Here is a 20,729-nt window from a genome sequence, read left to right on the forward strand (position 1 = left end):
CCGCCTGCATGGTCGGGGCGCGGTTCAGCGGAGGGCTCCCAGGGCCGCCTCGATGGTCCGGTGGAAGGTGGGATAGGCGTAGATCATGTGTCGAAGCCGGTCGACGGGTACCTCGGCATGGACGGCCACGTTCAGCCCGTGCAGCACCTCGCCGCCCGCCGGCCCCGCCGAGGTCGCACCGATCAGCACGCCCCGGTCGGCATCTTCGACGAGCTTGATGAATCCCTCGTTGCCCGGCCCGTGGATCCAGCCGCGTGTGGAGGAAGCGGTGGTCACCACGCTGGTGCGCACGCGCAGGCCCTGCTCGCGCGCCTGTCGCTCCGTCAGCCCCACGGCCCCGATCTCCGGATCGGTGAAGGTGACGCGGGGCAGCGCCCGATAGTCGGCGTCAGGACCGGCCTGCCCGAGGATGTCCCGGACGGCGATCTCCGCCTGGTACATCGACACATGGGTGAACGAGCCCCGGCCGGTGATGTCGCCGACTGCCCACAGCCCCTCCCCGGCCCGCATCCGTCCATCCGTGCGAACGGATCCCGCTGCCGGGTCGAGTCCCACAGTGTCGACCGCCAGCGGGGTCAGATCGGCGTGGCGTCCGGTGGCGACCAAGAGCCGTTCGGCAGTCAGCCGCTGTCCATTGCCCTCAAGGCGCACGGTGAATTCGGTGCCGACATGGCTGATCTGCCGCACCCGCGTGCCCGTGCGGACGGAGACACCGTCTGCGCGCAGGGCGTCGGCGGCAAGCTCCCCTGCTTCGGGCTCCTCCTGCGGCAGCAGCCGGTCCTGCCCCTCGATCACCGTGACCGCGCACTTGAAGCGGGCGAAGACCTGGGCGAGTTCGACGCCGATGGCCCCTCCGCCGATCACCACCATGGACGCCGGTAGTTCCTTCTCGGCCATGGCGTCCCGGTTGGTCCAGTACGGCGTTCCTTCCAGACCCGGCACGGGCGGGATCCGGGGCCGGGTACCGGTGGCCAGCACGACGCCACGCCGGGCCTCGAACGTACGGTCACCGACCGTCACACGGCGCGGCCCCGCAAGGCGCCCCGCCCCCCGGACGAGCCGACCGCCCTTCGCCGCGAAGCGGTCCGCGGCCACCTGGTCGTTCCAGTCGGCAGTGGCCTCCTCGCGGATCCGTCCGGCGACCCTGGCCCAGTCCGGAGTCACCACCGCCTCACCGGCGAGGGCGGGAACCCGGCCCGCCTCGGCGAGCAGGTTCCCGGCGCGGATCATCATCTTGCTGGGCACGCATGCCCAGTACGGACACTCGCCTCCGACGAGTTCCGCCTCGACCCCCGCCACGTCCAGTCCCGCTTCGGCCAGCGCGCCGGCGACGTACTCGCCGCCCGGCCCCAGCCCGAGGACCACCACATCCGCCTGCTCGATCGCGCTCATACCTCTCCTCGTTCCGCCCGTTCTCCAGGCATGGACTGTCCCGCTGACGCTAGAGCGGCCTGACGGCGGTCCGAGTCCGCCGGCGCACAGAGGCTTGCCCGAGAGCGAACGCCGAGGACAAGGACCGGGCGCAGTGCATGCGCTGGCGGGCACCACCGCATGCACTGCCGGTCAAGACGCCCCCCGACCGGGCACCTGGCGTCACCGGGGTACACACAGCACGGCACCGCAGGAGGCGGACCGTGACCACCAACTCCCCATCCGTACAAGGCAGTCAGCCCTGGCTGCACCGGAAGGGCGAGGTGATCCAAGAGTTCGGGACCGTCAAGCAGTTCCCGGTCGCCCTGTCCTACGAGGCGCGGATGTACTCCTGCCAGCGCCTGAACAAGGTCCTCGCGGACACGCAGATCCTCTACGGCCGCTACAAGAAGCACCACTGGCTGATGCGCGGGGCGACCTTCTACCAACTGCACTTGGTCCTGGACAAGCACGCGGGTGAACAGCCGGCGCGTTGCCGGACTCGCCGGGCTTGACGCCGGCCCTCTGGCCGTACGCGATGCGGCCCTTCGCGCGGTCGGCCTTCAAGTCGGCCCGGCGTCCTCGCCCGCGACCGCGTGTGCGTGTTGTGCCGCAAGGCGCCGAGCAAGCACGCCGACCACTACGCGCTGAGCCGGCGAGAGCGTGGCCTCGACCCCAACGACCCACGCCACGGCCGGGGTTTGTGCCACTCATGTCATAGCCGCGAAACAGCGCAGCACCAGCGAGGCGGATTCAACCTGCACTGATGCTCCGAGCGTTCGCCGCTCCGAGCACGCCGCGGTCGACGTCACAGACCGTGATAGCTGAAGGTGATCTAGGTGAGGAGGGGCTCCCCTCGATGATCACAGCTGTACCGCCGGGGAGGGCGCTGTCAGGTGACCCGGGTTCAGAGCTCCATGACCCACTGCGGATGGACACGCACCGTAACCGGGGCGATGGCTGGCCGGCGCGCCGCCCAAGGGCCGTGGGCGGCCTCGTCCCGCCGCCCACGGCCTGCTCACCTACAAGATCACGCGTCGGCGATCTCCTTTACGTCCTTGGCAACGTCAAGACCTTTGGGCCCCTTCGCAACGATGAACGAGACGATGTCGCCTTGCTCCATTCTCCAAGGCTTTTCGATCCAACTCGCGTGCGTGAAGAGTTCCCTAGAAGCCCCGCCTGCCACCTGGTAGGTGATGTAGCCGAACCCCTTCATGTCGTTCCACCAATGGACTCGCCCCAAGCGCCTTTGCTTGTCCTTGGCGTCTCGCTGCTCGCGGGGGCTGCCTGTGCTGTTCCTGGCGTGGCGACGACGGTCACGGCGCCACCACCGGCGATCGCCAGGGTCATGACCACGGCGTCGTCCGCCCGGGGTGTGCGGCGAGCCGCGGATGTTCACCAACGCGATCAAGGACGGCGCAGATCCGAAGAACGTTGATCTGGTGACCGTCAACATCAAGGGCAAGAAATTCGGGATGTGCGAGAACTGCAAGACCTGGGTGCCCGGGTTCGGAGGAGAGGTCCTGACAGGATGAACGACAACCAAGAGCGGTCGGCGCTGCGAAAACTGCGGCACTCCCTGACCGGAGCCCGGCGGTTCGAGGTCGGCCCGTTGGACATCGATGACGCCTGCCGCCGGTACGCCGAAGCCGGATACGAGGTCACTCCCCAGCTGCGCGAATTCCTGCACGACTACGGCGAGCTGACCGTCACTTGGATGTTCCGGCAGTCGGAGGTGGAGTTCACCACGTCCGTCGAAGAGGCCCTGGACTTTCCGGCCAGGAATGTGCGTCTCTACGGCAAGCGCATCGGCCGGCCCGTCCTTCCGGTCGGTATCACCTCGTCCACCGAGGACTGCGTGCTGCTGGCTGACAACGGCGACATCCTGATCGGCGGAGACGCCGGGATCCAACGCGTTGCCAACGGATTTGCGGAGGCGATTCAGGCCCTCATCACAGGCGACTGGGACATGACGTTCTTCTGACCTTGTCTTTCGACTGCCCCGGACACGCATCGGCCGGGGCAGCCTCGCGCGACGTCTTCAGGCCGCTGCCAGCCGAGGCCGAGCGTGGCCAGCCGGTGCTCGGCTCGTAATCACCAGATCACGCTGCCGGCGCCCGGTCATACGGGTTCGTAGTTGACGTCGGTCTGACCGGCGGCACCTGGCGCTCGGCCTACGACGGCAAAACTCTCACCAACGCCCGCCAGCTCGACATCGACCACGTCGTCCCCCTCGCCGAGGCCTGGGACTCTGGAGCCTCGAAGTGGAGTGCCGACCGCCGCGAGGCCTACGCCAACGACCTCGACGCCGCGCGCAGCCTGATCGCGGTCAGCCTCGGCTCCAGCCGCTCCAAGGGCGACAAAGAGCCGGCCGAGTGGATGCCGCTGGCCAAGAACGACACCTGCACCTACGCCGCCGACTGGGTCGCATCCAAGCTCCGCTGGAAACTGACCGCGGACCGCGCCGAGAAGACCAGACTGAAGCAGATCGCGGTCGGCTGCCCTCGGACGACGGTGAAGTACACATCAGCTCCGTAGACCATCGCTGTGACGGCACAATCCGTGGCCGTGGACGGTGTTCGTACCAGGAGGTGGGACAGGCGAGCATCGCTGGCCGACGCCGGCGGCTTGCGTCCCCATGGGAGGCGGGCCGAAGTGCTGCTGCCCCTGACTGCCGCCACGTCTGCCCATGCCGACACCGTCAGCCTCCATGACGGCATCGAAGCCACCTCGCCGCCACCTGCCCCGACGTCGACCTGGACTACGAACCGGTGTAACGCGCGGTGCCTGCCGAGGGCTCATTGCCGGGAACTTCCTCGGCTGGCCTGTCCCAGGACAGGCCAGCCGAGGAGGTGGTCCCACGGTGTGTGCCGGCCCGCCCGTCCGTCAGGCCGGCATCAAGCCGCTCGTGGGGCGGCTCGCCGCGCAGCGCTGCTTCTCGGCCTCGCTCATCGGGCCGGTGCGCTGCATGGTGCGGGCGGGCGTGGTGGGGTGCTGGCAGTCGAACGTGCCGGTGATGACCAGCTTGTTTCCGCCCTCGTCGGTGATGGTGAACGTGCCCGTCCCCGCCGCGCGGCTGTCCTGGAACTCGACCCAGGACACCTCGCCCGGCGGGATCCTCTCGACAACGTCACGGCGGTCCGTCCGAGTCCAGGTCAGGGAGGTGGGCTGCCGGGCAGTGGGCGGCTCGCCCGCCGCGGTGAACGCGGCCGTGGAGAAGGACGAGCAGTCGAGGGTCCGGGTGTGCTCCAGCTGATTGCGGGTGCAGTTGACGTAGGCCTCGGCGATCACCCGCGGCCGGGCGTAGGACTGCGAGACCTCGCTCGCTTCAAGAGAGAAGGTCACGGGCCAGGTGCCGTCGGTGTCCTGGCACACGCCCTGTATGTCGTTGAGCTGCACTCGCTGGATCCTGTTCTCGCGGAGACTCCGTTACGGTCCGCATGCTTCCAGCAACCAGCAGTCGCGGGCGGGCGAAAATCAAGAATGAGACAGGCAGGTGGCTCAGAGTCTCCAGTCGCGACAGGACTCGCACCGTCTCGCGCTGCAGTGCCGCCCCGGCACCGGGACACCGAACGGTCACCGTGAATCCGGCGGAACGAAAAACAGCCTGATCAGGATGATCCACGCGCTAGCCTGCGGGCCGACTAGCGTGCTCAAGGGCCACCTATCGCGCTCAGTCACACAGGGGTGACTGAGCGCCGTAGTTGGCCAGTTGAGCACGTGGGCGAGCGGAGCAGGCCCCGAACGCCCTCGTGGCTGATGTGGTCGACCACACGCACGGCCTTGGTGCAAAGTAGCGAGGTGAGACCTGCTGGGCTGTCAGTCGATCGACTGAATATATGGATAGTGGATCGAGGGGTCCTTTTCGCCTAACCGAAGGCGACTTCACTCTGGGGTCCATGCCTACACACTCGAAGCGCTTCGCGACCGGCACCTCTATCGCCTTGATCTTGGCTTCTCTGGTGAATCCGGCCGTTGCATTCGCCGGCGCCGAGACGGCGGCGACCAAAGTCTATGACCAGCCCGGTACCTACAAGTTCACCGTGCCCAACGGCGTCAACACCATCACCTTCTCCGCATGGGGCGCTGGTGGCGGAGGCGGCGCAGGTGGGGCTGCTGGTGGCGGCGGAGGCGGAGGTGGCGGCGGAATGGCCCCGCCTGTCAGTGGCACCCAGTTCCCCAGTGGCGGTGGGGGCGGGGGCGGCGGCGCGGGCGGCATCGGCGGAGGAGGGGGTGGGGGCGTCGGCGGGTTCTTCATCCGATGCTCGATCCCGGTCACACCGGGCGCAACCTACGCTGTGTACGTCGGCCGGGGCGGTGTCGGCGGCCAGGCCGCCAGTGCCGGTGGTGCTGGTGGCGCCGGCGGGCGGGGTGGCGACGGGTGGAGGCCGCCTGCGGATCCGGGCAGCCCAGGCAAGGAGGGTGGCAATGGCGCGGACGGGGCCGATGGCGGCAGTTCAGGCATTCGCGCATCGGGCTCGGGTGACACCGGAATTGCCTACGCCGCCGGCGGCGGCGGTGCCGGTGGGGGCGCTGGCGGGGCCGGAGGCCACGGTGGGGGCCAAGGAGGCAACGGTGCGCTGCACAGCGGGGCCGGAGGCGGCGGAGGAGCCGGAGGCACCTGGGGCAAAGGCGGCAGCCCGGGGTTTTATCCCCGCGCCGGTGGCTGCTACCGGGACTCCACAGGTGATGTAACCCAACCGGAAACCGCGGACTACGGCGGCTCCGGTAGCCAGATGAGTCCTGGTGCGCCGGGCACCAACGGGACAACGTCTCGCGGCGGTGCCGGAGGCAAGGGCGGCAGTGGCCTTATGGGTCCGGCCGGGGGCCTCGGCAGTGCCGGCGCGCCCGGGAAGGGTGTCGTCGCGCCGAACGGTGTGGGCCAGGGCGGCAAGGGCGGTAGCGGCAGTCAGGGGGCTGCGGGCGGCGAGGGAGGCAAAGGCAGGACCGTCGGAGCTGGCGGCGAAGGCTCCTCGCCGGGCGCGACCGGGTCCCAAGGGCCGGCTTCGGGTGCCGGACAGCCGGGGGGCAACGGCTACGCGGTAATCGAATGGTGAGCGGGCAGGGCAACTCGTCAATGTGCAACGGTGACGGTCGGCCGTCCGCAGCACGACGGGTCTGCGTGACTGCCCCGCCCGCCTCGAATGAAAAGACCTGCGTGTGAGGCGATCACGGGACCCATCGGACAGGCCCAGTACTCCAGCAGCGTTTCGGTATCGGTGCTGGAGCACTTCCGCGCTCAACTGGCCAACTACAGCGCTCAGTCACCACAGGAGCGGCCTTTCACCCGTGCGTGCGCTGCGCCCACCGTCGATTTCCGCCGCTTCGGCCACAAGGACCTGCCGACCATCCGGCAGACCCTCCTGGACGTGCACGCGGACGCCTACGCCAACGAGATGGACGACGAGTTCAACCAGCGCTTCCCCTGGTTCGTGGACCACTGGGGCGGCCATCCCCGATTCGCCTGCGTCATAGGCTACGACGGTGGGGAGCCGGTCGGATTCGCGTACGGCGCTTGTGCAGACCTACCTTTCGTTCTCGGCGGCGGGCCGCGCCAGCGGTCGTCCGATCGCCGAAGTCCTCCGCCGGCGGACGGGCGGGACGGGCCTTCGGCAACCGTGCCGGCTTCCCCCGCCGTGCGAGGCGGGTCCGTGGCAGCAGGCTTGGGTAGGTGTGTGGGCTGAGCAAGGAGGTGCATGGTGAGCATCGGGCCGATGCCGTTCTTCTGCGGGTCGCCTCTGGAGGAGCCGGAGGAATTCACCACGCTTCGTGCCTGCCCCGGGCCGCGGTTGCTACGGACCGCTGCCGGGGGCGAGGGCTGGCTGGTTACGCGCTACGAGGACGTCCGCAAGCTCGCCGCCGATCCGCGTATCGGCAAGGCGCATCCCAGTCCGCAGCAGGCGCCGCGGTTGTGGGACGCGGCCATGTTCGTCCCGCAGTCGAACTTCGACACCGAGCTCCGTGATCACCAGTGCTGGCGTCGCGTGTTGACGCCGCGCTTCACCAGCCTTGGCCTGAGCTCGCAGCGGGAGCTGGCCGTCCCCCTGCTTGACGGGCTGATCGACACGATGGTGGCCGCCGGGCCACCCGCGGATCTGCGCCAGATGGTCGCTGAGCCTTTCGCCACCCGCCTGATTCTTGACTTCGTCGGTATCCCGAGCGAGGAGCACGCCCGCATGCGGGCCTGGTCGGACGCCATCCGCGTACCTGGCGACCGAGCGGCGGCCGAAGCCGCCCGCTCCGCCCTCCTCGGCCGGCTGGGAGAGCTGATCGACGACCGGCACGCGCGCCCTGCGGACGATGCGCTGACCGACCTTGCCGGAGGACTCACACGGCACGGCCGGCTGACGCGGGGGCAGGCCATCGAGGCGGCCGGGCACCTGTTCTTCGGCGGGCACGAGACCGTCGCGGCCCGGATCGCCTACGGGCTGCTGTTCCTGCTGGCCCACCCCGACCAGTACCAGGCACTCCACGATGATCCGTCGCTGGCTGCGGGCGCAGTCGAGGAGATCCTGCGCCTTGCCGTCCCTGGTGGGAGCTGGATTCCTCGGTACGCGCGAGAGGACATTCCCTTCCGCGGCAGCCTGATCCGGGCTGGGGACCTGGTGGTGTTCGCTCTCCAGGCGGCCAACCGCGACCCGAACCGGTTCTCCGTCCCCCACCTGTTCGACATCACCCGAGCGCCGAACCCTCACATCGCCTTCGGCCACGGGAAGTTCTACTGTCCGGGGGCAGACCTGGCCAGGGTCGCACTGCGGACCGTCTGCGAACAGCTGCCCCAGCGCCTTCCGGGCCTGGGCCTGCACGCCCCGTGGGCGGTGCTGTCAACGGACAAGGAGCGGGTCACTGGCGGCCTGCGCGCCCTGCTGGCGAGCTGGTGACCACAGACATCAGCAGGGGCGCAGCCACTTTGACCCGTCGGGGACGACGTGCGCGACCTCGACCCCGTCCGCCGACGGCCCGGCGGCACCGGCGGCAGCACCCCCAACGCATGCACCACGTCCGGCTGCCCCGCCCCTCGCCGCAAGGTAACTCTTCAGCCCGCAAAATCCCCCGCAAACTAAGACGTCATCTCATTTGGCTGACTCGGTAGGGTGTCGGTCGTGGTGGGGATCGTTGAGCGGCTGGTGCCGGACGAGTTGTGGGAGTTGTTCCAGCGGGTGGTGCCTGAGGTCCCCTCGCGGCCTCAGGGTGGTGGCCGGCGCCGTCATGGTGACCGGGAGGTGTTGGCTGCGATCGTGTTCGTGGCCACGTCAGGCTGCACGTGGCAGCAGTTGCCGTCGGCGTCGTTCGGACCGTCGGGGGCGACAGCTCACCGGCGGTTCTCCGAGTGGACGAAGGCCAGGGTGTGGGCCAAGCTCCACCGTGTGGTCCTCGACGAGCTCGGCGCGCGTGGCGAGTTGGACTGGTCCCGCTGTGCGATCGACTCGGTGAACATGCGGGCCCTGAAAAGGGGGACCTGACAGGTCCGAATCCTGTCGACCGGGGCAAGTACGGCTCGAAGATTCACTTGATCACGGAGCGGACAGGTCTGCCCCTGTCCGTCGGAATCTCCGGGGCGAATCTCCACGACAGCCAAGCCTTGATTCCCCTGGTCAAGGGCATACCACCAATCCGCTCCCGCCGCGGACGACGGCGACGCCGACCGGGAAAGCTCCACGCCGACAAGGGATACGACTACTCCCACCTGCGGCGATGGTTACGCGGGCGTGGCATCACCCACCGCATCGCCCGCAAGGGCATTGAAACCTCCCAGCGACTGGGCCGACACCGCTGGACCATCGAACGCACCATGTCCTGGCTCGCCGGCTGCCGCCGCCTCCACCGACGCTACGAACGCAAAGCCGAGCACTTCCTCGCCTTCGCTGGCATCGCCTGCACCCTCATCTGTTATCGCAGACTCACCAATTGAGACGACTTCTAAAGCCTCAATCCGCAGCCTTCGACGTCACTGGACACCGGGCACCATCCAGCGGCCTGGCTACCGGAAGCTGCCCGCCAGGTCGCCATCAGGAACTAATGGGTGTGCCACTCGACGGGCTCCTGGCCGCTGCACCCCCAAGCCAACCAGTGTGGGGTTGCGGTGCGAGAGATTTCACCCACTCGCCGCTCGGCTACCCGCGCTGCGCGGTCGCTGGACAGGGCAGGAGTGAGGCGCCGAAACCAGCTGGACCTGGGCGGTGGCCTCTGGCGCCTCGGGGAGCGCGGGAGGCCACCGTCCGGTGCTGTGGCCGCGCCAGGCTACATGGGGTCGATGCCCTGGATGCTGCGGCTCGCCTTTTCGCTCTGCTCCTGCAGACGGCGGGCTTTGTCCGCCAGTAGTTTGCGCTGTTCCGGGTCGGTGGCGCGCTCGGCCGCTTCCTTCATTTCCTTTGCCTTGGCGCGCAGTTGCTGGGCACGACCGGATTCGCCGGCAACGCTCATGATCACTCCTGAATCTGCGGGGAGAGGGGCCTGATCAGCGAAGCAGGGCCCACCGGTTCGCGCATCTCGAGGCGGGCGGTCGAGGGCACGGCTCATTGCCGCCTGGGAGACTCCCGAGTCTGGTTCTCGGGTCACGACGACTGCTACGTGATGTTGGTGAACGGCTGATCGCCACGGCATCCCAGCCCTGGGCAAAGTCACCGAGGATCAGGTATCGATCGAGCTGGCGGCCCTTCCGGAGCCGTGGCGGCTGGGCGTTTCGTTCCCGCGGCAGGCCGACCTCACCGCGACGCTCGACGTACGTCATCGCACCCGGCAGATCGCGCCCGCGGAGTAAGGAGTAACACGAGGAGCCCCCGCCGAAGGGCCGGACGTCAGCGGTGGCAGGTCACGCAGCCTACGGAGCGGTATCGGGAGGTTGAACCGGTCCAGGTCCGGTCCCTGTCTTCCTGACCGAACGTGGCGTGCCACCGGACTTGTCTCACTGCCCTGCGGGCCACGCAAATTGCTCAGCCGGGCCAACTGGAGCGCTCAGGGGCCAACTACAGTGCTCACTTCTGCTGTGGCCGCGAGCGATCGGTCGACGGCGGCCCAGTGGCGACGTGGCGTGCGCCGGTGTCGGACTACTCGATCGCGGACGGGGTCCGGGCTGTCCCCAGTTACGGGCCTGTCCGACGGGGCTGGCCTGCCGCCGATTCTGGCCAGGTGGTGCGCTCCCGGCCATTCTGTGGCGGTTGCCGCATTGTGCCCTTGGGCTCCGTGCCCCGCCCCTAGGCTTCCCATGATCACCCGTCCGTGATCAGCCCCTTACTTTCAGACACCTTCGGGGAGTCCCGCGTCATGAGCGAACTGATTCACACATCCGACCCCGGTCTCACCAGTGGCGGGACGGTCCGCGGCAAGGGTGCCGCGCAGAAGACGTATGGGGCCAACGGCTTCGACGCGGCGAAGGAGGAGACGCAGCTGTCCTACACCCCGGTGCGCGTCGCGAAGCCGGTGTTCAACACCGATCAGCCCGGCTCGTACCGGGTGGCCGGGTTCGTGGACACGGATGCCTTCCGGGACAGCAGGCTGGGCACCTCCGCAGGCGACGCGAGCATCGACTACAGCCGGGGCGGGAAGGGCGGCGACCTCACCGCGGTCCCCGCCGACGCTTACGACGAGCTGATCGTCGACGGCGTCGGCATTATCGGTGACCTCGGCGCACGCGAACGTGCGATCAAGGACGCCGCGCTCGCATTCAAGATCGCCTCCAGCGAGAATGACCTGTCCGCCCACAACGGCAAGGTGGTCTTCACCGATCCCCAGGGCCACCTCCTGGCTGGGGAGTCGGGGCGCTCGGACTCGTAGTAGCGGCTGCCCTCCTTCCTGCGGGTCCAGCCGGGCATCGGCTCCGCCGACCACGGCAGCGCCGGGTAGAGGGCGGGAAGCTCCGCCTTGACCTGGCGGAGTGCCTCCTGCGCCGGCAGCAGGTCCTGGGGGAAGTCGAAAGGCTTGGACACACCCCAAGAATACGTGCACATGTTCGAATATTGGGGAGGTGGGAGCGGCACGCCTTATCGGTCACCCGCGCGGCGCACGGGACCCGGGCCGGGCGGTGAGGGATCTGTGAGCCCGGCCCTCATCGGACACACCGGTTCCGGCCGTCAGGCTTTCTTCACCCTGATAGCAACGTGCTTGGTCTCCTTGTCTTCCTCGAAGGTGACCTTGTCTCCTGCCGACGGGAAGAGATAGTTGCTGTCGAAGCTGTCTTCGTAGAGGTCCCAGTGCTTCTCTTTCGTATCAACGAGGTAGCCCCTACCGGGCCCCTGTTCCCACTCGTTGATGGTGCCTGTGAGCATGGGGGAGTCTCCTTCGCTGGACGGCGCCAAGTGGCCTGGTCGGAACTATTCAGTGGGGTACCCGACCCAGATGACGACCGAGCAGCATGTCACCCCCACGGGCGATAGACGCGGCCAAGGCTCCGCCCCATGCACGGCGAATGGGGCACACGCGTACGGGATCGTCGTCGACTACGTCAGGGGACACGGGCACGTCCGTCCACCTCCTCACTCCTGCGGCGTAATGATCTGCGCGCTCTGGACAGTGAAGAACCGCAGCAACTTGGATGGGAGCGTCTGTCATAACGCCGGTGAAAATAGGGAGACTTGGGTGCGTCGACAGTTAGCTGTGATGGGTGTTGTGGCCTTGAGCGCGGCATCGCTGATGATGGGAACTGCAAGCGTCGCGCAGGCGGACACCAACCCGCCGGGGCGGTGCAACACCGACAAACTGCTGCCGCTCCCTGGGCAAGCGGACAAGTTCATCCAGTGCTCCAACGGCATCCCCTATGTCATGCCGTGCCCCGAGGGTCTTGAGTTCGACTACAAATTGCAGATCTGTGACTGGCCGAGGGACGTGGCCGAAAAGCTAAGCGGCGAGTGATCCGTTGCTGTCCCCGGCGGGCACTGTGCGGGCTCGCCGGCCACCCGTCGGGGTCAGTCGAGTATCCCGGTTTGCAACGGATCGGGTACGGCCGTCCGGGACGGTCACCGGGATGATCACAAGGCCCCAGGTGATCGTCCGTTTCGCGATGGTCTGCGCCATGATCCCAGCGCACCGCCCACCCAGGCCGATCGCACGTCGAACCACCTTGAGTCATGTGTTCTCGCCCTCGCACGGTACGGGCGCCAGACCGCATGCTGCAGCTGCGGCATGGGTGCCGGCCAGCGGCCGGCCGCGTGGCAGGGTGGGCGCATGTGCGGCCGATACGCCTCCACCCGGCGTCCCCAGGATCTCGTCGACCTGTTCGACGTCACACGCTGGGACCCCGACCAGGTGCTCGGTCCGAGCTGGAACGTGGCCCCGACCAAGGACGTGTGGTCGATCTTGGAACGGATCGAGCGCGACACCGGGGAGGTCACCCGGCGGCTGCGGTCGCTGCGCTGGGGCCTGGTGCCGTTCTGGGCGAAGAGCCTGAACATCGGCGCGAAATGATCAACGCCCGGGTGAAAACCGTCGCGGAGAAGCCGGCCTACCGCCGGGCCTTCGCCAAGCGCCGCTGCCTGCTGCCTGCGGACGGCTTCTACGAGTGGCAGGCCGTCGCCGTGACCGAGACGACCAAGGCCCGCAAGCAGCCATACTTCATCACCCCCGAGGACAACCAGGTAATGGCGCTCGGTGGCCATCGCCCCCGACGACTGGAGCGCCTGGCTCGACCCCACCCACACCGAACCCACACCGACCCCGGCGAACTCCGCGACCTGCTGGCAGCCCCCGCCGCCGGCCACCTGGACGCCCGCGCCGTGCATCCCCGCAGGCCCGACCTCGTGGCCGCCGACGCCCGCACCGCCGCCTCGTCGCCTAGGTCCGCCGCCTCGAAGCACACGTCAGGAGATGACAAGCGGTGACCAGCGGAGTTCGGGAGGACGCGGTTAAGGCCGGCGGGGCCCGTACCCAATCGTTATGCGGGACTAATGGGGCGAGCAATGTCCTATATGGCATAAGTGTTTTGAGGTGCCTTGACGGTCTCCTGGGGGCGCAGGAAGCTGAGCCGCCCCCCACGGCAACCTTCCTCTTCCCCGATGGAATGCCCATGCGCCCGCTTGTTTCCGCAGGCACGCTCACGGCCACCGTGGCCGCGGCCCTGCTGCTCGCCCCCTCCGCTTACGCCACCGCCCCCGGCGACAACGGCACTGTGAAGATCCATGACGCCACGACCGGCGAGGAGCTCCGCAAGAACGAGCCCCACGTCTGCAGTTTCTACCTCGACGCCTTCGGTTTCGACGGCGACCAGCAGGTCGACTGGCACATCGAATCCTGGGCCCCGACCGCCGACGTCAAGGGCGAGACCGTGAAGACCGGTTCCCTGACGCTCGACGACGAAGGACACGGCCGTACACAGGACCTGTCCCTGCCCGATGGGCACTACAAGCTCTTCTGGAACTTCGACGGCGAGCACGGCCGGGCCAAGCACAAGGTCTTCTGGACCGACTGCGAGGACCGCACCCAGCCGGGCGGCGGCAAGCCGTCGGCCTCCGCCGCCCCGTCCGGCTCCGCGCAGTCAACCGCCGCGCCCACGTCGTCCGCCGCCGCGAGCGCCGCACCGGCGCCTCCTGCACCCTCGGCTTCCCCGTCCGCACAGGGCGGCGGCGACCTCGCCGAGACCGGCAACAGCGCGCCCGTCGGGCTGCTGGCCACGGCGGCTGCTGTGCTCGTCGCGGCCGGCGGCTACCTCGTGTTCCGCCGCCGCAAGGCCCAGCAGCACTGACGTACCTGTGCCCTGGATGCGCCCACCGAGGGCACATCCAGGGCACAGCGCACGGTGAATACTGCGGACCGGCGAGAACTACCGAGTGGAGTTTTGGGCGCATTGCCTCCTTGTGTACGGGGCGCGTTCGCTGAGCTTGTTCTTCAAGGTCCGGCTGGGATGTCAGAGCCACCGCATAGTGTCTCGGCGATGAGGCCGGTACCGGGGCCACCAGCACCGAAGAACGGCGGCCTCCCTGGTCTGCGCGGGGGTGGTTGCGGCCTAACCGGCGTCCAGGCGTCAGTTGAGGGCCACGAGTGCAGCCCGCCAGCCCGGCCCCATCCAGCGGTTCGAATGGCCATCGAACTTGGTCCCTCACCCGGGAATCCGCCCGACGCCGGGACGGCCTTCAGGGGCCGCCGTCCAGCACGAAGCCGACAGCATCGCCGAGCTCGGCACGGACATGGTCCGCCATCGTGGGGCTGACCGAGCCGAAGCGGTTGGCGGACGGGGCCGTGACACCGCCTCCGAAGGCACCCGGCGACCACACACACGCTGACCGGCCCCTTGAACTACGCGCCGGGCGAAGGATCACACCGCTCGGCTGTCTTCACCCCACAGTGGTGACCATGCTGAACCGAGTAGCCGTCCTGTCCGACATTCACGGGGTCCTGCCGGCCCTGGAGGCGGTACTCGCCGAACCAGACGTCGGCACGGCCGATCACCTCGTGCTCACCGGCGACATCACCGCCGGCCCACAACCGGCCCAGGTTCTCGACCTGCTGACCAGCCTCGGCGACCGCGTCATCTGGATCAGCGGCAACGCCGACCGCGAACTCCTCGAATACCGCCGTGGGCAACGCGACTCGATCCCCGACCCGATCGCTCCCTGGGCAGCCGCACAGCTCCGCGAGGACCATCTCGACCTTCTCAGCTCGCTGCCCCGATCACTCTCCCTGTCCGTGAACGGCCTGGGAAAGGTGCTGTTCTGCCACGCCACCCCTCGCGACGACGAGGAGGTAGTCCTGGTCGACTCCCGCCTCGACCGGTGGAAGGAAGTCTTCGACGGACTCGATACCGACATTCGCACCGTGGTCTGCGGCCACACTCACATGCCGTTCGTCCGCCTCGCTCACGGCCGACTCGTGATCAACCCCGGCAGCATCGGCATGCCCTACGGACGAACCGGAGCACACTGGGCCCTCCTGGGCCCGGGCGTCGAACTCCGCACCACGCACTTCGACCTCCAAGCCGCAGCCACCCAGGTCAGCCAGGACTCGTCCTACCCCGAGATCACTGAATGGGCCGACTACTTCCTGCACGCTCGCGCGACCGACGCCGACGCCCTCGCAGCCTTCGCCCCACGGGACGGACGCGACCACAGCCCGTGACACTCGCTCCCCATCCATGACAGCGGGCAGCCGCACACCGACTACACGATCAACGGCGCCTACCGATCCCGAGGCCGGGCCCAACCCCCAGGATCAGGCCGCACCCGTCCAGCGCTTTCCACGACCAGCGGGAGAAGACCGTCCAGCAGATCGCCCTCCAGCTCACCGGGCACGCCCGCGCAGTGGCCGCCGACGTCCGGCGCCACGCCGCTGCCCTGCCGAAGAGCGACGGCCGCGGAGCCCTCGCCGAAGTCATCCTCCGCGAAGGCGCCGGACGCCTGTCCGCACCACTGGAAGGCACCGCCCGCTGCGCCCAGAACCGCGCCCGGCTCATACAGGCGCTCTACGCGCGGCGGGACCGCCTCACGGAGCCCCTTCCGGCCGCTCCATAGCCCGCAGGGGAGCGGCCCAAGATCTCAGGGCCTACACGCACTTCAGTGCGATGCCGCTGCTCAGGGCCCCACGGCATCGGGCTGAGGTGCTGTCGGCCCTGGGCTGCGATGCCGCTGGCCCGGAGCAGCGAAAGACCCCGGGCCGCACAGCGCGCCCGGGGTCCTGCCCGACAGTGTTATGCCGCCGCCCATTGGAGTCCGAGGGCGGCCAGTGCCTTGTCCATGCGAGGTTGTTCTGATCAGTGGTTGTGGGTCTGACCTGGGCTGATCAGTTTGGTGTGTGGCAGTGGTCAGGCCGTGCTGGTGTCCAGTGGCCGTAAGCCCGTGGGCGCTGTTCCTGGCGCGGGGTGGTGACCTACGGGTTTGTCGGTTCATGGGCGGGGTGGTCAGGTCGTGTCATCTGCGCTGCGTAATGGTCATGTTCAGTGGTTGTTGCTATGTGGTGGTGCTTGGGCGGGCTGCCTGTGTGGGGCGGCGCGTGGGCGACGATCCGAGCCGCAGCGTCACGCGGGCCGGTCGCGCTCCTGCCCCCCCGACACCTCAGCGCGGGACGGTCGTTGCGCAACTATGCCCAGCCGGACTCGACGCGGGAGAGTGCCATGACGTTACGGTTCGTCGGGATCGCACCGAACACCGGAGGCGAGGGATCACCAACGGTCTGGGTGGAAGAGGAGAGCGCGGACCTGGTCCTCCACGGTAAGGAGGCCGACGAACTCCTCAAGTCCCAGATCGGCTCCACCCAGTGGGTGCCCGGCCGGGAGGCAGGGGCCCGAGACGGCCCGGTGTGCGGCCCTCTGCTGGCCGTGAGGGACTGGCTGGCGCCGGCCTGGAACGGAAAGGCACCACCGCGTCGCGGGAAGCCCCGTGGCGCAGGCGATCCGTCGGGCGGTACGTCAAGGCGGGCTCGCGCCCGGTGAACGGCTGCCGCCCAGCCGACGGCTGGCCGCCGACCTGGCGATCGCCCGGGGTCCGGTGGTCGAGGCTTATCAGCAACTCATCGCGGAGGGCTACGCCGAGGCGCGTCAGGGCTCGGGCACCTTCGTCCGCCGGCAGACCGCTACCGGCGCACTCGGCGGCTCCGGGCTGATGGACGCGATCAAGCGCGCCACCGCGGTACCGCCGACCCTTCCAGCTCCCTCCACCATCCGTTTCGACTTGCGCCCCGGTCTGAGCGATTTATCGCTCTTCCCGCGCACCTCCTGGCAGCGGTCGCTCCAGCACGTCCTCAGGACGGTGCCGCACAGCGAACTGGCCTATCCCGATCCGGTGGGCGCCGCCGCATTACGGGAGGCACTCGCCCGCCATCTGCAGCGGACCCGCGGCACGTTGCTGCCCCCTGGCCAATTGGTCGTCACCGCCGGTTCCACCCAGGCCGTCGCCGCGATGGGCCGCGCACTCGTGGCGGCCGGACACCGGCACCTGGCCGTGGAAGACCCGACGGACGCCAGGGAGCGCCGTCTCCTGCAGGCCGTGGGGCTCGACATCGTGCCGGTTCCGGTCGACCCGGAGGGCATCGACGTCAGCCGGCTGGACCGCAGCGAAGCCCGTGCGGTGCTGGTGGCCCCCACACATCACTTCCCCACCGGGGTGGCCCTCTCGCCTGGCCGCCGGGCGGAACTCGTCGACTGGGCGCGCAGTCGTGACGGCGTCATCATCGAGGACGACTACGACAGCGAGTTCCAGTACCGGCGTCCCGCGGCCGGATGCCTGCAGGCACTGGCCCCGGACCGTGTGGTGCTCGTCGGATCCGTGGGCAAATCCCTCGCCCCCGCGCTGCGTATCGGCTGGGCGGTGGCGCCGCCGCCGCTGGCCGAAGTGATGGCCGTGGAGCGGGCGACCACGGACTTCGGTACCGCCACCCTCGACCAGCTCGCCCTGGCCCAGCTGCTGGTCACGGGCGCCTACGCACGTCATCTCCGGCGTGCGCTGACGAGCTACCGGGGCCGGCGCAAACAGCTGCTGACGAGCCTGCAGCGACGGTTGCCACAGGCACGCGTGCTCGGGGTCCCGGTGGGGCTGCACGTCAGCCTCACCTTGCCGGGGGCCGATGAGAAAGCCACCGTGCAGGCCGCCGCGGAGCGGGGCGTCGCCATTCAAGCGGTGCGCGAGATGCGGCTGCTGCACCACGGGGAGGAGGCATCGTTCGTGCTGGGCGTCGGGCAGCTGCGCGAGGAGTGCATCGATGAGGCGGTGGGTGCGCTGGCCCAAGCGGTACGGCCGGCACCGGCGTAGCGCACGAGGAAACGCACATCACGGGCCGCACCCGCTCTGGAACCACGTGGTCCGACGGGGGCAAGAACCCCGTCGACTACCAGGTGGGTGTCGTCATGCCGCTCCAGTCGAAACGAGAGCCCGGCCTCATCGACAGCGGCATCGGCTCCCATCGAACGGCGTGAGTGGCAGGGCCCGCCCTGATCGGGTGAGCTCTGCCGCCCCAAAGTCCGAAGTTCGAGCAGGTCAGCGGATGCTGGACCCCAGCAGCGGAGCGCACGTCACTGTGCATCCAACCGCCCGGACGACCACCCCGGCGAACGTTCCCGGTCAGAGCACCAGCTGGCAGTCTCTCCGGCTACATCTGCGAGCTGGCGGCTGGTCGTTCGGGCCCGGCGGATGACCTGCTGGAGGGGCGTTCCAGGCGGGGATCCGTCGGGCGAGCACACCGGAGCCATGTCAGATAGATAGAACGTTCCGTCTATGCAGTGGATAGAACGTTCAGTATGGTCATGTCCATGACTTCTTGCTCCTCCGAACCGATGCCTCGGCCTTCGGCCCGGAACCGGGTGCTGACAGCGGCTGATGACCTCTTCTACCGCCGGGGCCTGGACGCCACGGGTGTCGACGCCATCATCGAAGCGGCCGACGTTGCACGGATGACGTTCTACAAGCACTTCGGCGGCAAGGACGGGCTGATCGTCGCCTACCTCGAGGGGCGTGACGTTCGCTGGCGGACGCTGTTGAGGAACACCGTCGCAGCGGTGGGACCGGATCCGGTGAGTCGTGTCCGCGCGGTTTTCGAGGCTCTGGCGATCTGCCACACCGAGCCGGGCTTTCGTGGCTGCTCCTTCGCCAACGCTGCGGCCGAATTGGCCGGTCGTGATCACCCCGCGCGTGTGGTCGTGACGTCGCACAAGGCCGCATTGCGCACGGATCTCGAGGGGTTCGTCGACGAGGCGGGCTTCCTGGCTGCCGACGAACTGGTCGACGTTCTGCTCCTGCTCTACGAGGGAGCGAGCACCACCGAAGCGTTGGGAAGTGTGGCCGACGCCATCACCAAAGCCCGTTCGGCCGTCGATCGGCTCCTGGACACCTGGCCGAAGAACGACCGCGGTGCATGAAGGGGCGGCGGGCCGCATCGCCGCGGCCGGCCGGCGCCGGGGGATTCCCTCTCAAGGAAGGCTTCATGACATGAGAGAACGCCGTCTGCGACTTTCCCCCGCATGGAAGGTCGGTCTCGCGGGAGTCGCGGCCCAGGGGGTGACCTTCGGGTTCGCCCGTTACGGATACGGTCTTTTCCTTCCCGGGATCCGCGACCAGTTCGACTTATCGGTGTCGCTGGTGGGGGCCATCGGCAGTGCCGCGTACGTCAGCTATTTGCTCGCGTTGCTGCTCGTCGGGGTTCTCTCGGCGCGGTTCGGCCCACGGCCTCTGGTGGTCGTCGGCGGGCTCGCCGCGGGGGCGGGCATGCTGCTGGTCGCCTATGCGCAGGGCAGGGGCATGCTGATCGCTGGACTGGTCCTGGCCGGGTTGAGTCCGGGATTCGCGTGGGCGCCCTTCTCCGACGCCGTGGACCGCATGGTCCCGGCTCGTCAGCGGGAGCGGGTCATGGCGCTGATCCCCAGCGGTACGGCATTCGCAGTGATCATCGCCGGCCCGCTGGCCCTCATCGCGCGAGGCCCCGCATGGCAGTATGCGTGGACGGCTTTCGCCCTGGCCGCATTCGCCGTCACCGTCCACAATGCTCTGGTCCTGCCGGGCGGACCGCACCACACGTCACGGCTCGCCCACCAACAGAGCTTGGGATTGCGCCGGTTCGCCCGTCGCCGGGCCGTCCCGCTCTATGTCACTGCGCTGTCGTACGGCCTGGTCGGCGCGGTCTACTGGACCTTCGCCGTGGACGCCGTCTCCCGAGACCTCAAGGAGGGCGACCCCACTGGCCCGGTCTTCTGGACCGTCATGGGACTCGCGGGAACCGCCGGCGTCTTCACCGGCCCATTCATCCAGCGGGTGGGACCACGCCGTGCCCACGCCTGTCTCTTCCTGTCACTGGCCGTGGCCATCGCCCTGCTGGGCGTGGCACCGGGCGCGATGCCGGCCGCAGGGGCCTCCGCGGTGCTCTACGGGCCGGCGTTCATGGCCTGCTCAGGTCTGCTCGCTGTCTGGAGTTACCAGGTCTTCCCTGAACAGCCGGCCACCGGGTTCAGCTCCACCGTGTTCTTCCTCGGTGTCGGAACCATCGTCGGGCCAGCGGCTCTGGGATCCTTCGCGGACCGCTACGGCCTCGACGCGGCATTCTTGCTCACCGCCGGGGTCGCCGTCCTGACACTGCCGGCCCGACCGGGAATGGCCGTACGGCGTGCAGCCGGCGTACCGCCCGTCGACGAGGCGGCTGCGGTGATGCCCAATGCGGTGTGCACGGCACATCGGGGCTGACCGACCGGCGAGCCGACAGCGAAGCCCACCTTCTGCCCCGAGCTGCCAGGAAGGCCCTGCTCATGCGAACCCTGCTCCGCAGCATGCTGCTTTTCGTGAGGGACGTGGTGTACGGCATCCACGCGGGAAACGCTCTCCGGCACGGACTGAAGCCCCCGGCGCACCGCAGATTCGCACCACGGTCGCCCGTTCAAGGAAGCAAGGGAAAGAGCTCAGGACCGTGAGCCAGGATGG

At 68.7% G+C, this 20,729-nt stretch carries 17 protein-coding genes and 6 pseudogenes; 16 read left to right on the top strand and 7 right to left on the bottom strand.

Going from position 1 to position 20,729, the window contains the following annotated elements; genetic code table 11:
- Nucleotides 1-24: 24 nt before the first annotated feature.
- On the bottom strand, nt 25-1,392 hold the full coding sequence (locus AC5677_RS38620) for a dihydrolipoyl dehydrogenase family protein (RefSeq protein WP_497192535.1): 1,368 nt from the start codon (nt 1,390-1,392) through the stop codon (nt 25-27).
- 242 nt (nt 1,393-1,634) lie between these two features.
- Between AC5677_RS38620 and AC5677_RS38625 the strand changes: the two are divergent.
- A pseudogene (locus tag AC5677_RS38625) lies at nt 1,635-1,895 on the top strand (ferritin-like domain-containing protein); the annotation flags it as partial.
- Nucleotides 1,896-2,440: 545 nt separating this feature from the next.
- On the opposite strand, the gene AC5677_RS38630 reads toward AC5677_RS38625, so the two are convergent.
- Complete coding sequence (locus tag AC5677_RS38630) at nt 2,441-2,866, bottom strand: cold-shock protein (RefSeq protein WP_497192536.1); 426 nt, start codon at nt 2,864-2,866, stop codon at nt 2,441-2,443.
- On the opposite strand from AC5677_RS38630, the gene AC5677_RS38635 reads away from it, so the two are divergent.
- From AC5677_RS38635 to AC5677_RS38645, 3 genes are all read left to right on the top strand, one after another.
- On the top strand, nt 2,802-2,945 hold the full coding sequence (locus AC5677_RS38635; RefSeq protein WP_497196959.1) for a hypothetical protein: 144 nt from the start codon (nt 2,802-2,804) through the stop codon (nt 2,943-2,945). The two genes, AC5677_RS38630 and AC5677_RS38635, sit on opposite strands and share 65 nt — an antisense overlap.
- Nucleotides 2,942-3,394 (top strand): SUKH-3 domain-containing protein, encoded by a 453-nt coding sequence (locus AC5677_RS38640; protein WP_497192537.1) that lies wholly within the window; start codon nt 2,942-2,944, stop codon nt 3,392-3,394. The genes AC5677_RS38635 and AC5677_RS38640 overlap by 4 nt, the downstream gene beginning before the upstream one ends.
- Nucleotides 3,395-3,558: 164 nt before the next feature.
- Entirely contained in the window at nt 3,559-3,948 is a 390-nt protein-coding gene (locus tag AC5677_RS38645) for an HNH endonuclease family protein (protein ID WP_497196914.1), read from the top strand.
- A 348-nt stretch (nt 3,949-4,296) separates the two neighbouring features.
- Here the strand turns inward: AC5677_RS38645 and AC5677_RS38650 are convergent, their stop codons facing one another.
- The gene (locus AC5677_RS38650) at nt 4,297-4,809 is read right to left on the bottom strand and encodes a hypothetical protein (protein WP_497192538.1); all 513 of its coding nucleotides are present in this window, start codon (nt 4,807-4,809) and stop codon (nt 4,297-4,299) included.
- A gap of 1,940 nt (nt 4,810-6,749) precedes the next feature.
- Here AC5677_RS38650 and AC5677_RS38655 point away from each other — a divergent pair.
- The 3 genes and pseudogenes from AC5677_RS38655 to AC5677_RS38665 all read left to right on the top strand — a co-directional run.
- Nucleotides 6,750-6,932, top strand: a pseudogene (locus tag AC5677_RS38655) (GNAT family N-acetyltransferase); the annotation flags it as partial.
- A gap of 174 nt (nt 6,933-7,106) precedes the next feature.
- A complete protein-coding gene (locus tag AC5677_RS38660; RefSeq protein ID WP_497192539.1) occupies nt 7,107-8,291 on the top strand; it encodes a cytochrome P450 in 1,185 nt (394 codons plus the stop codon).
- Nucleotides 8,292-8,522: 231 nt separating this feature from the next.
- A protein-coding gene (locus AC5677_RS38665) for an IS5 family transposase (RefSeq protein WP_497196915.1) occupies nt 8,523-9,322 on the top strand; the annotation gives its coding sequence in 2 pieces (ribosomal slippage) (nt 8,523-8,858 and nt 8,861-9,322; 798 coding nt in all).
- A 329-nt stretch (nt 9,323-9,651) separates the two neighbouring features.
- Here the strand turns inward: AC5677_RS38665 and AC5677_RS38670 are convergent.
- Nucleotides 9,652-9,834, bottom strand: coding sequence for a DUF6381 family protein (locus AC5677_RS38670; protein ID WP_497192540.1), 183 nt, complete (start codon nt 9,832-9,834; stop codon nt 9,652-9,654).
- Between the two features lie 840 nt (nt 9,835-10,674).
- Between AC5677_RS38670 and AC5677_RS38675 the strand changes: the two genes are divergently transcribed.
- A complete protein-coding gene (locus AC5677_RS38675; RefSeq protein ID WP_497196960.1) occupies nt 10,675-11,184 on the top strand; it encodes a hypothetical protein in 510 nt (169 codons plus the stop codon).
- Nucleotides 11,185-11,198: 14 nt separating this feature from the next.
- Here the strand turns inward: AC5677_RS38675 and AC5677_RS38680 are convergent.
- Both AC5677_RS38680 and AC5677_RS38685 read right to left on the bottom strand, forming a co-directional pair.
- Nucleotides 11,199-11,357 (bottom strand): annotated as a pseudogene (locus AC5677_RS38680) (DUF8825 domain-containing protein); the annotation flags it as partial.
- Nucleotides 11,358-11,480: 123 nt separating this feature from the next.
- Complete coding sequence (locus AC5677_RS38685; protein ID WP_497192541.1) at nt 11,481-11,675, bottom strand: hypothetical protein; 195 nt, start codon at nt 11,673-11,675, stop codon at nt 11,481-11,483.
- Between the two features lie 310 nt (nt 11,676-11,985).
- Here AC5677_RS38685 and AC5677_RS38690 point away from each other — a divergent pair, with 310 nt between their 5' ends.
- The 3 genes and pseudogenes from AC5677_RS38690 to AC5677_RS38700 all read left to right on the top strand — a co-directional run bounded on the left by AC5677_RS38690 (nt 11,986) and on the right by AC5677_RS38700 (nt 14,083).
- Nucleotides 11,986-12,258, top strand: coding sequence for a chitin binding peritrophin-A domain-containing protein (locus AC5677_RS38690; protein ID WP_497192542.1), 273 nt, complete (start codon nt 11,986-11,988; stop codon nt 12,256-12,258).
- A 312-nt stretch (nt 12,259-12,570) separates the two neighbouring features.
- Nucleotides 12,571-13,223: pseudogene (locus AC5677_RS38695) on the top strand (SOS response-associated peptidase).
- 185 nt (nt 13,224-13,408) lie between these two features.
- Nucleotides 13,409-14,083 (top strand): LPXTG cell wall anchor domain-containing protein, encoded by a 675-nt coding sequence (locus tag AC5677_RS38700; protein ID WP_497192543.1) that lies wholly within the window; start codon nt 13,409-13,411, stop codon nt 14,081-14,083.
- A 391-nt stretch (nt 14,084-14,474) separates the two neighbouring features.
- On the opposite strand, the pseudogene AC5677_RS38705 reads toward AC5677_RS38700, so the two are convergent.
- Nucleotides 14,475-14,597: pseudogene (locus AC5677_RS38705) on the bottom strand (L-threonylcarbamoyladenylate synthase); the annotation flags it as partial.
- 94 nt (nt 14,598-14,691) lie between these two features.
- Between AC5677_RS38705 and AC5677_RS38710 the strand changes: the two are divergent.
- From AC5677_RS38710 to AC5677_RS38730, 5 genes and pseudogenes are all read left to right on the top strand, one after another.
- On the top strand, nt 14,692-15,453 hold the full coding sequence (locus tag AC5677_RS38710; protein WP_497192544.1) for a metallophosphoesterase family protein: 762 nt from the start codon (nt 14,692-14,694) through the stop codon (nt 15,451-15,453).
- 143 nt (nt 15,454-15,596) lie between these two features.
- Nucleotides 15,597-15,845 (top strand): annotated as a pseudogene (locus AC5677_RS38715) (restriction endonuclease); the annotation flags it as partial.
- Nucleotides 15,846-16,709: 864 nt separating this feature from the next.
- On the top strand, nt 16,710-18,077 hold the full coding sequence (gene pdxR, locus AC5677_RS38720) for a MocR-like pyridoxine biosynthesis transcription factor PdxR (RefSeq protein WP_497192545.1): 1,368 nt from the start codon (nt 16,710-16,712) through the stop codon (nt 18,075-18,077).
- Nucleotides 18,078-18,568: 491 nt separating this feature from the next.
- Entirely contained in the window at nt 18,569-19,180 is a 612-nt protein-coding gene (locus AC5677_RS38725) for a TetR/AcrR family transcriptional regulator (RefSeq protein WP_497192546.1), read from the top strand.
- A 70-nt stretch (nt 19,181-19,250) separates the two neighbouring features.
- Nucleotides 19,251-20,495: an MFS transporter gene (locus AC5677_RS38730; RefSeq protein WP_497192547.1), complete on the top strand. Its 1,245-nt coding sequence runs from the start codon at nt 19,251-19,253 to the stop codon at nt 20,493-20,495.
- Nucleotides 20,496-20,729 lie beyond the last annotated feature (234 nt).

The organism is Streptomyces sp. JLSY215, from assembly GCF_059682825.1.

Coding starts and splice junctions, on each gene's coding strand:
- AC5677_RS38620 (WP_497192535.1), bottom strand. CDS start 1,392: ATGAGCGCGATCGAGCAGGCGGATGTGGTGGTCCTCGGGCTGGGGCCG.
- AC5677_RS38635 (WP_497196959.1), top strand. CDS start 2,802: ATGTTCACCAACGCGATCAAGGACGGCGCAGATCCGAAGAACGTTGAT.
- AC5677_RS38630 (WP_497192536.1), bottom strand. CDS start 2,866: ATGTTGACGGTCACCAGATCAACGTTCTTCGGATCTGCGCCGTCCTTG.
- AC5677_RS38640 (WP_497192537.1), top strand. CDS start 2,942: ATGAACGACAACCAAGAGCGGTCGGCGCTGCGAAAACTGCGGCACTCC.
- AC5677_RS38660 (WP_497192539.1), top strand. CDS start 7,107: ATGGTGAGCATCGGGCCGATGCCGTTCTTCTGCGGGTCGCCTCTGGAG.
- AC5677_RS38670 (WP_497192540.1), bottom strand. CDS start 9,834: ATGAGCGTTGCCGGCGAATCCGGTCGTGCCCAGCAACTGCGCGCCAAG.
- AC5677_RS38675 (WP_497196960.1), top strand. CDS start 10,675: ATGAGCGAACTGATTCACACATCCGACCCCGGTCTCACCAGTGGCGGG.
- AC5677_RS38685 (WP_497192541.1), bottom strand. CDS start 11,675: ATGCTCACAGGCACCATCAACGAGTGGGAACAGGGGCCCGGTAGGGGC.
- AC5677_RS38700 (WP_497192543.1), top strand. CDS start 13,409: ATGCGCCCGCTTGTTTCCGCAGGCACGCTCACGGCCACCGTGGCCGCG.
- AC5677_RS38710 (WP_497192544.1), top strand. CDS start 14,692: ATGCTGAACCGAGTAGCCGTCCTGTCCGACATTCACGGGGTCCTGCCG.
- AC5677_RS38725 (WP_497192546.1), top strand. CDS start 18,569: ATGTCCATGACTTCTTGCTCCTCCGAACCGATGCCTCGGCCTTCGGCC.
- AC5677_RS38730 (WP_497192547.1), top strand. CDS start 19,251: ATGAGAGAACGCCGTCTGCGACTTTCCCCCGCATGGAAGGTCGGTCTC.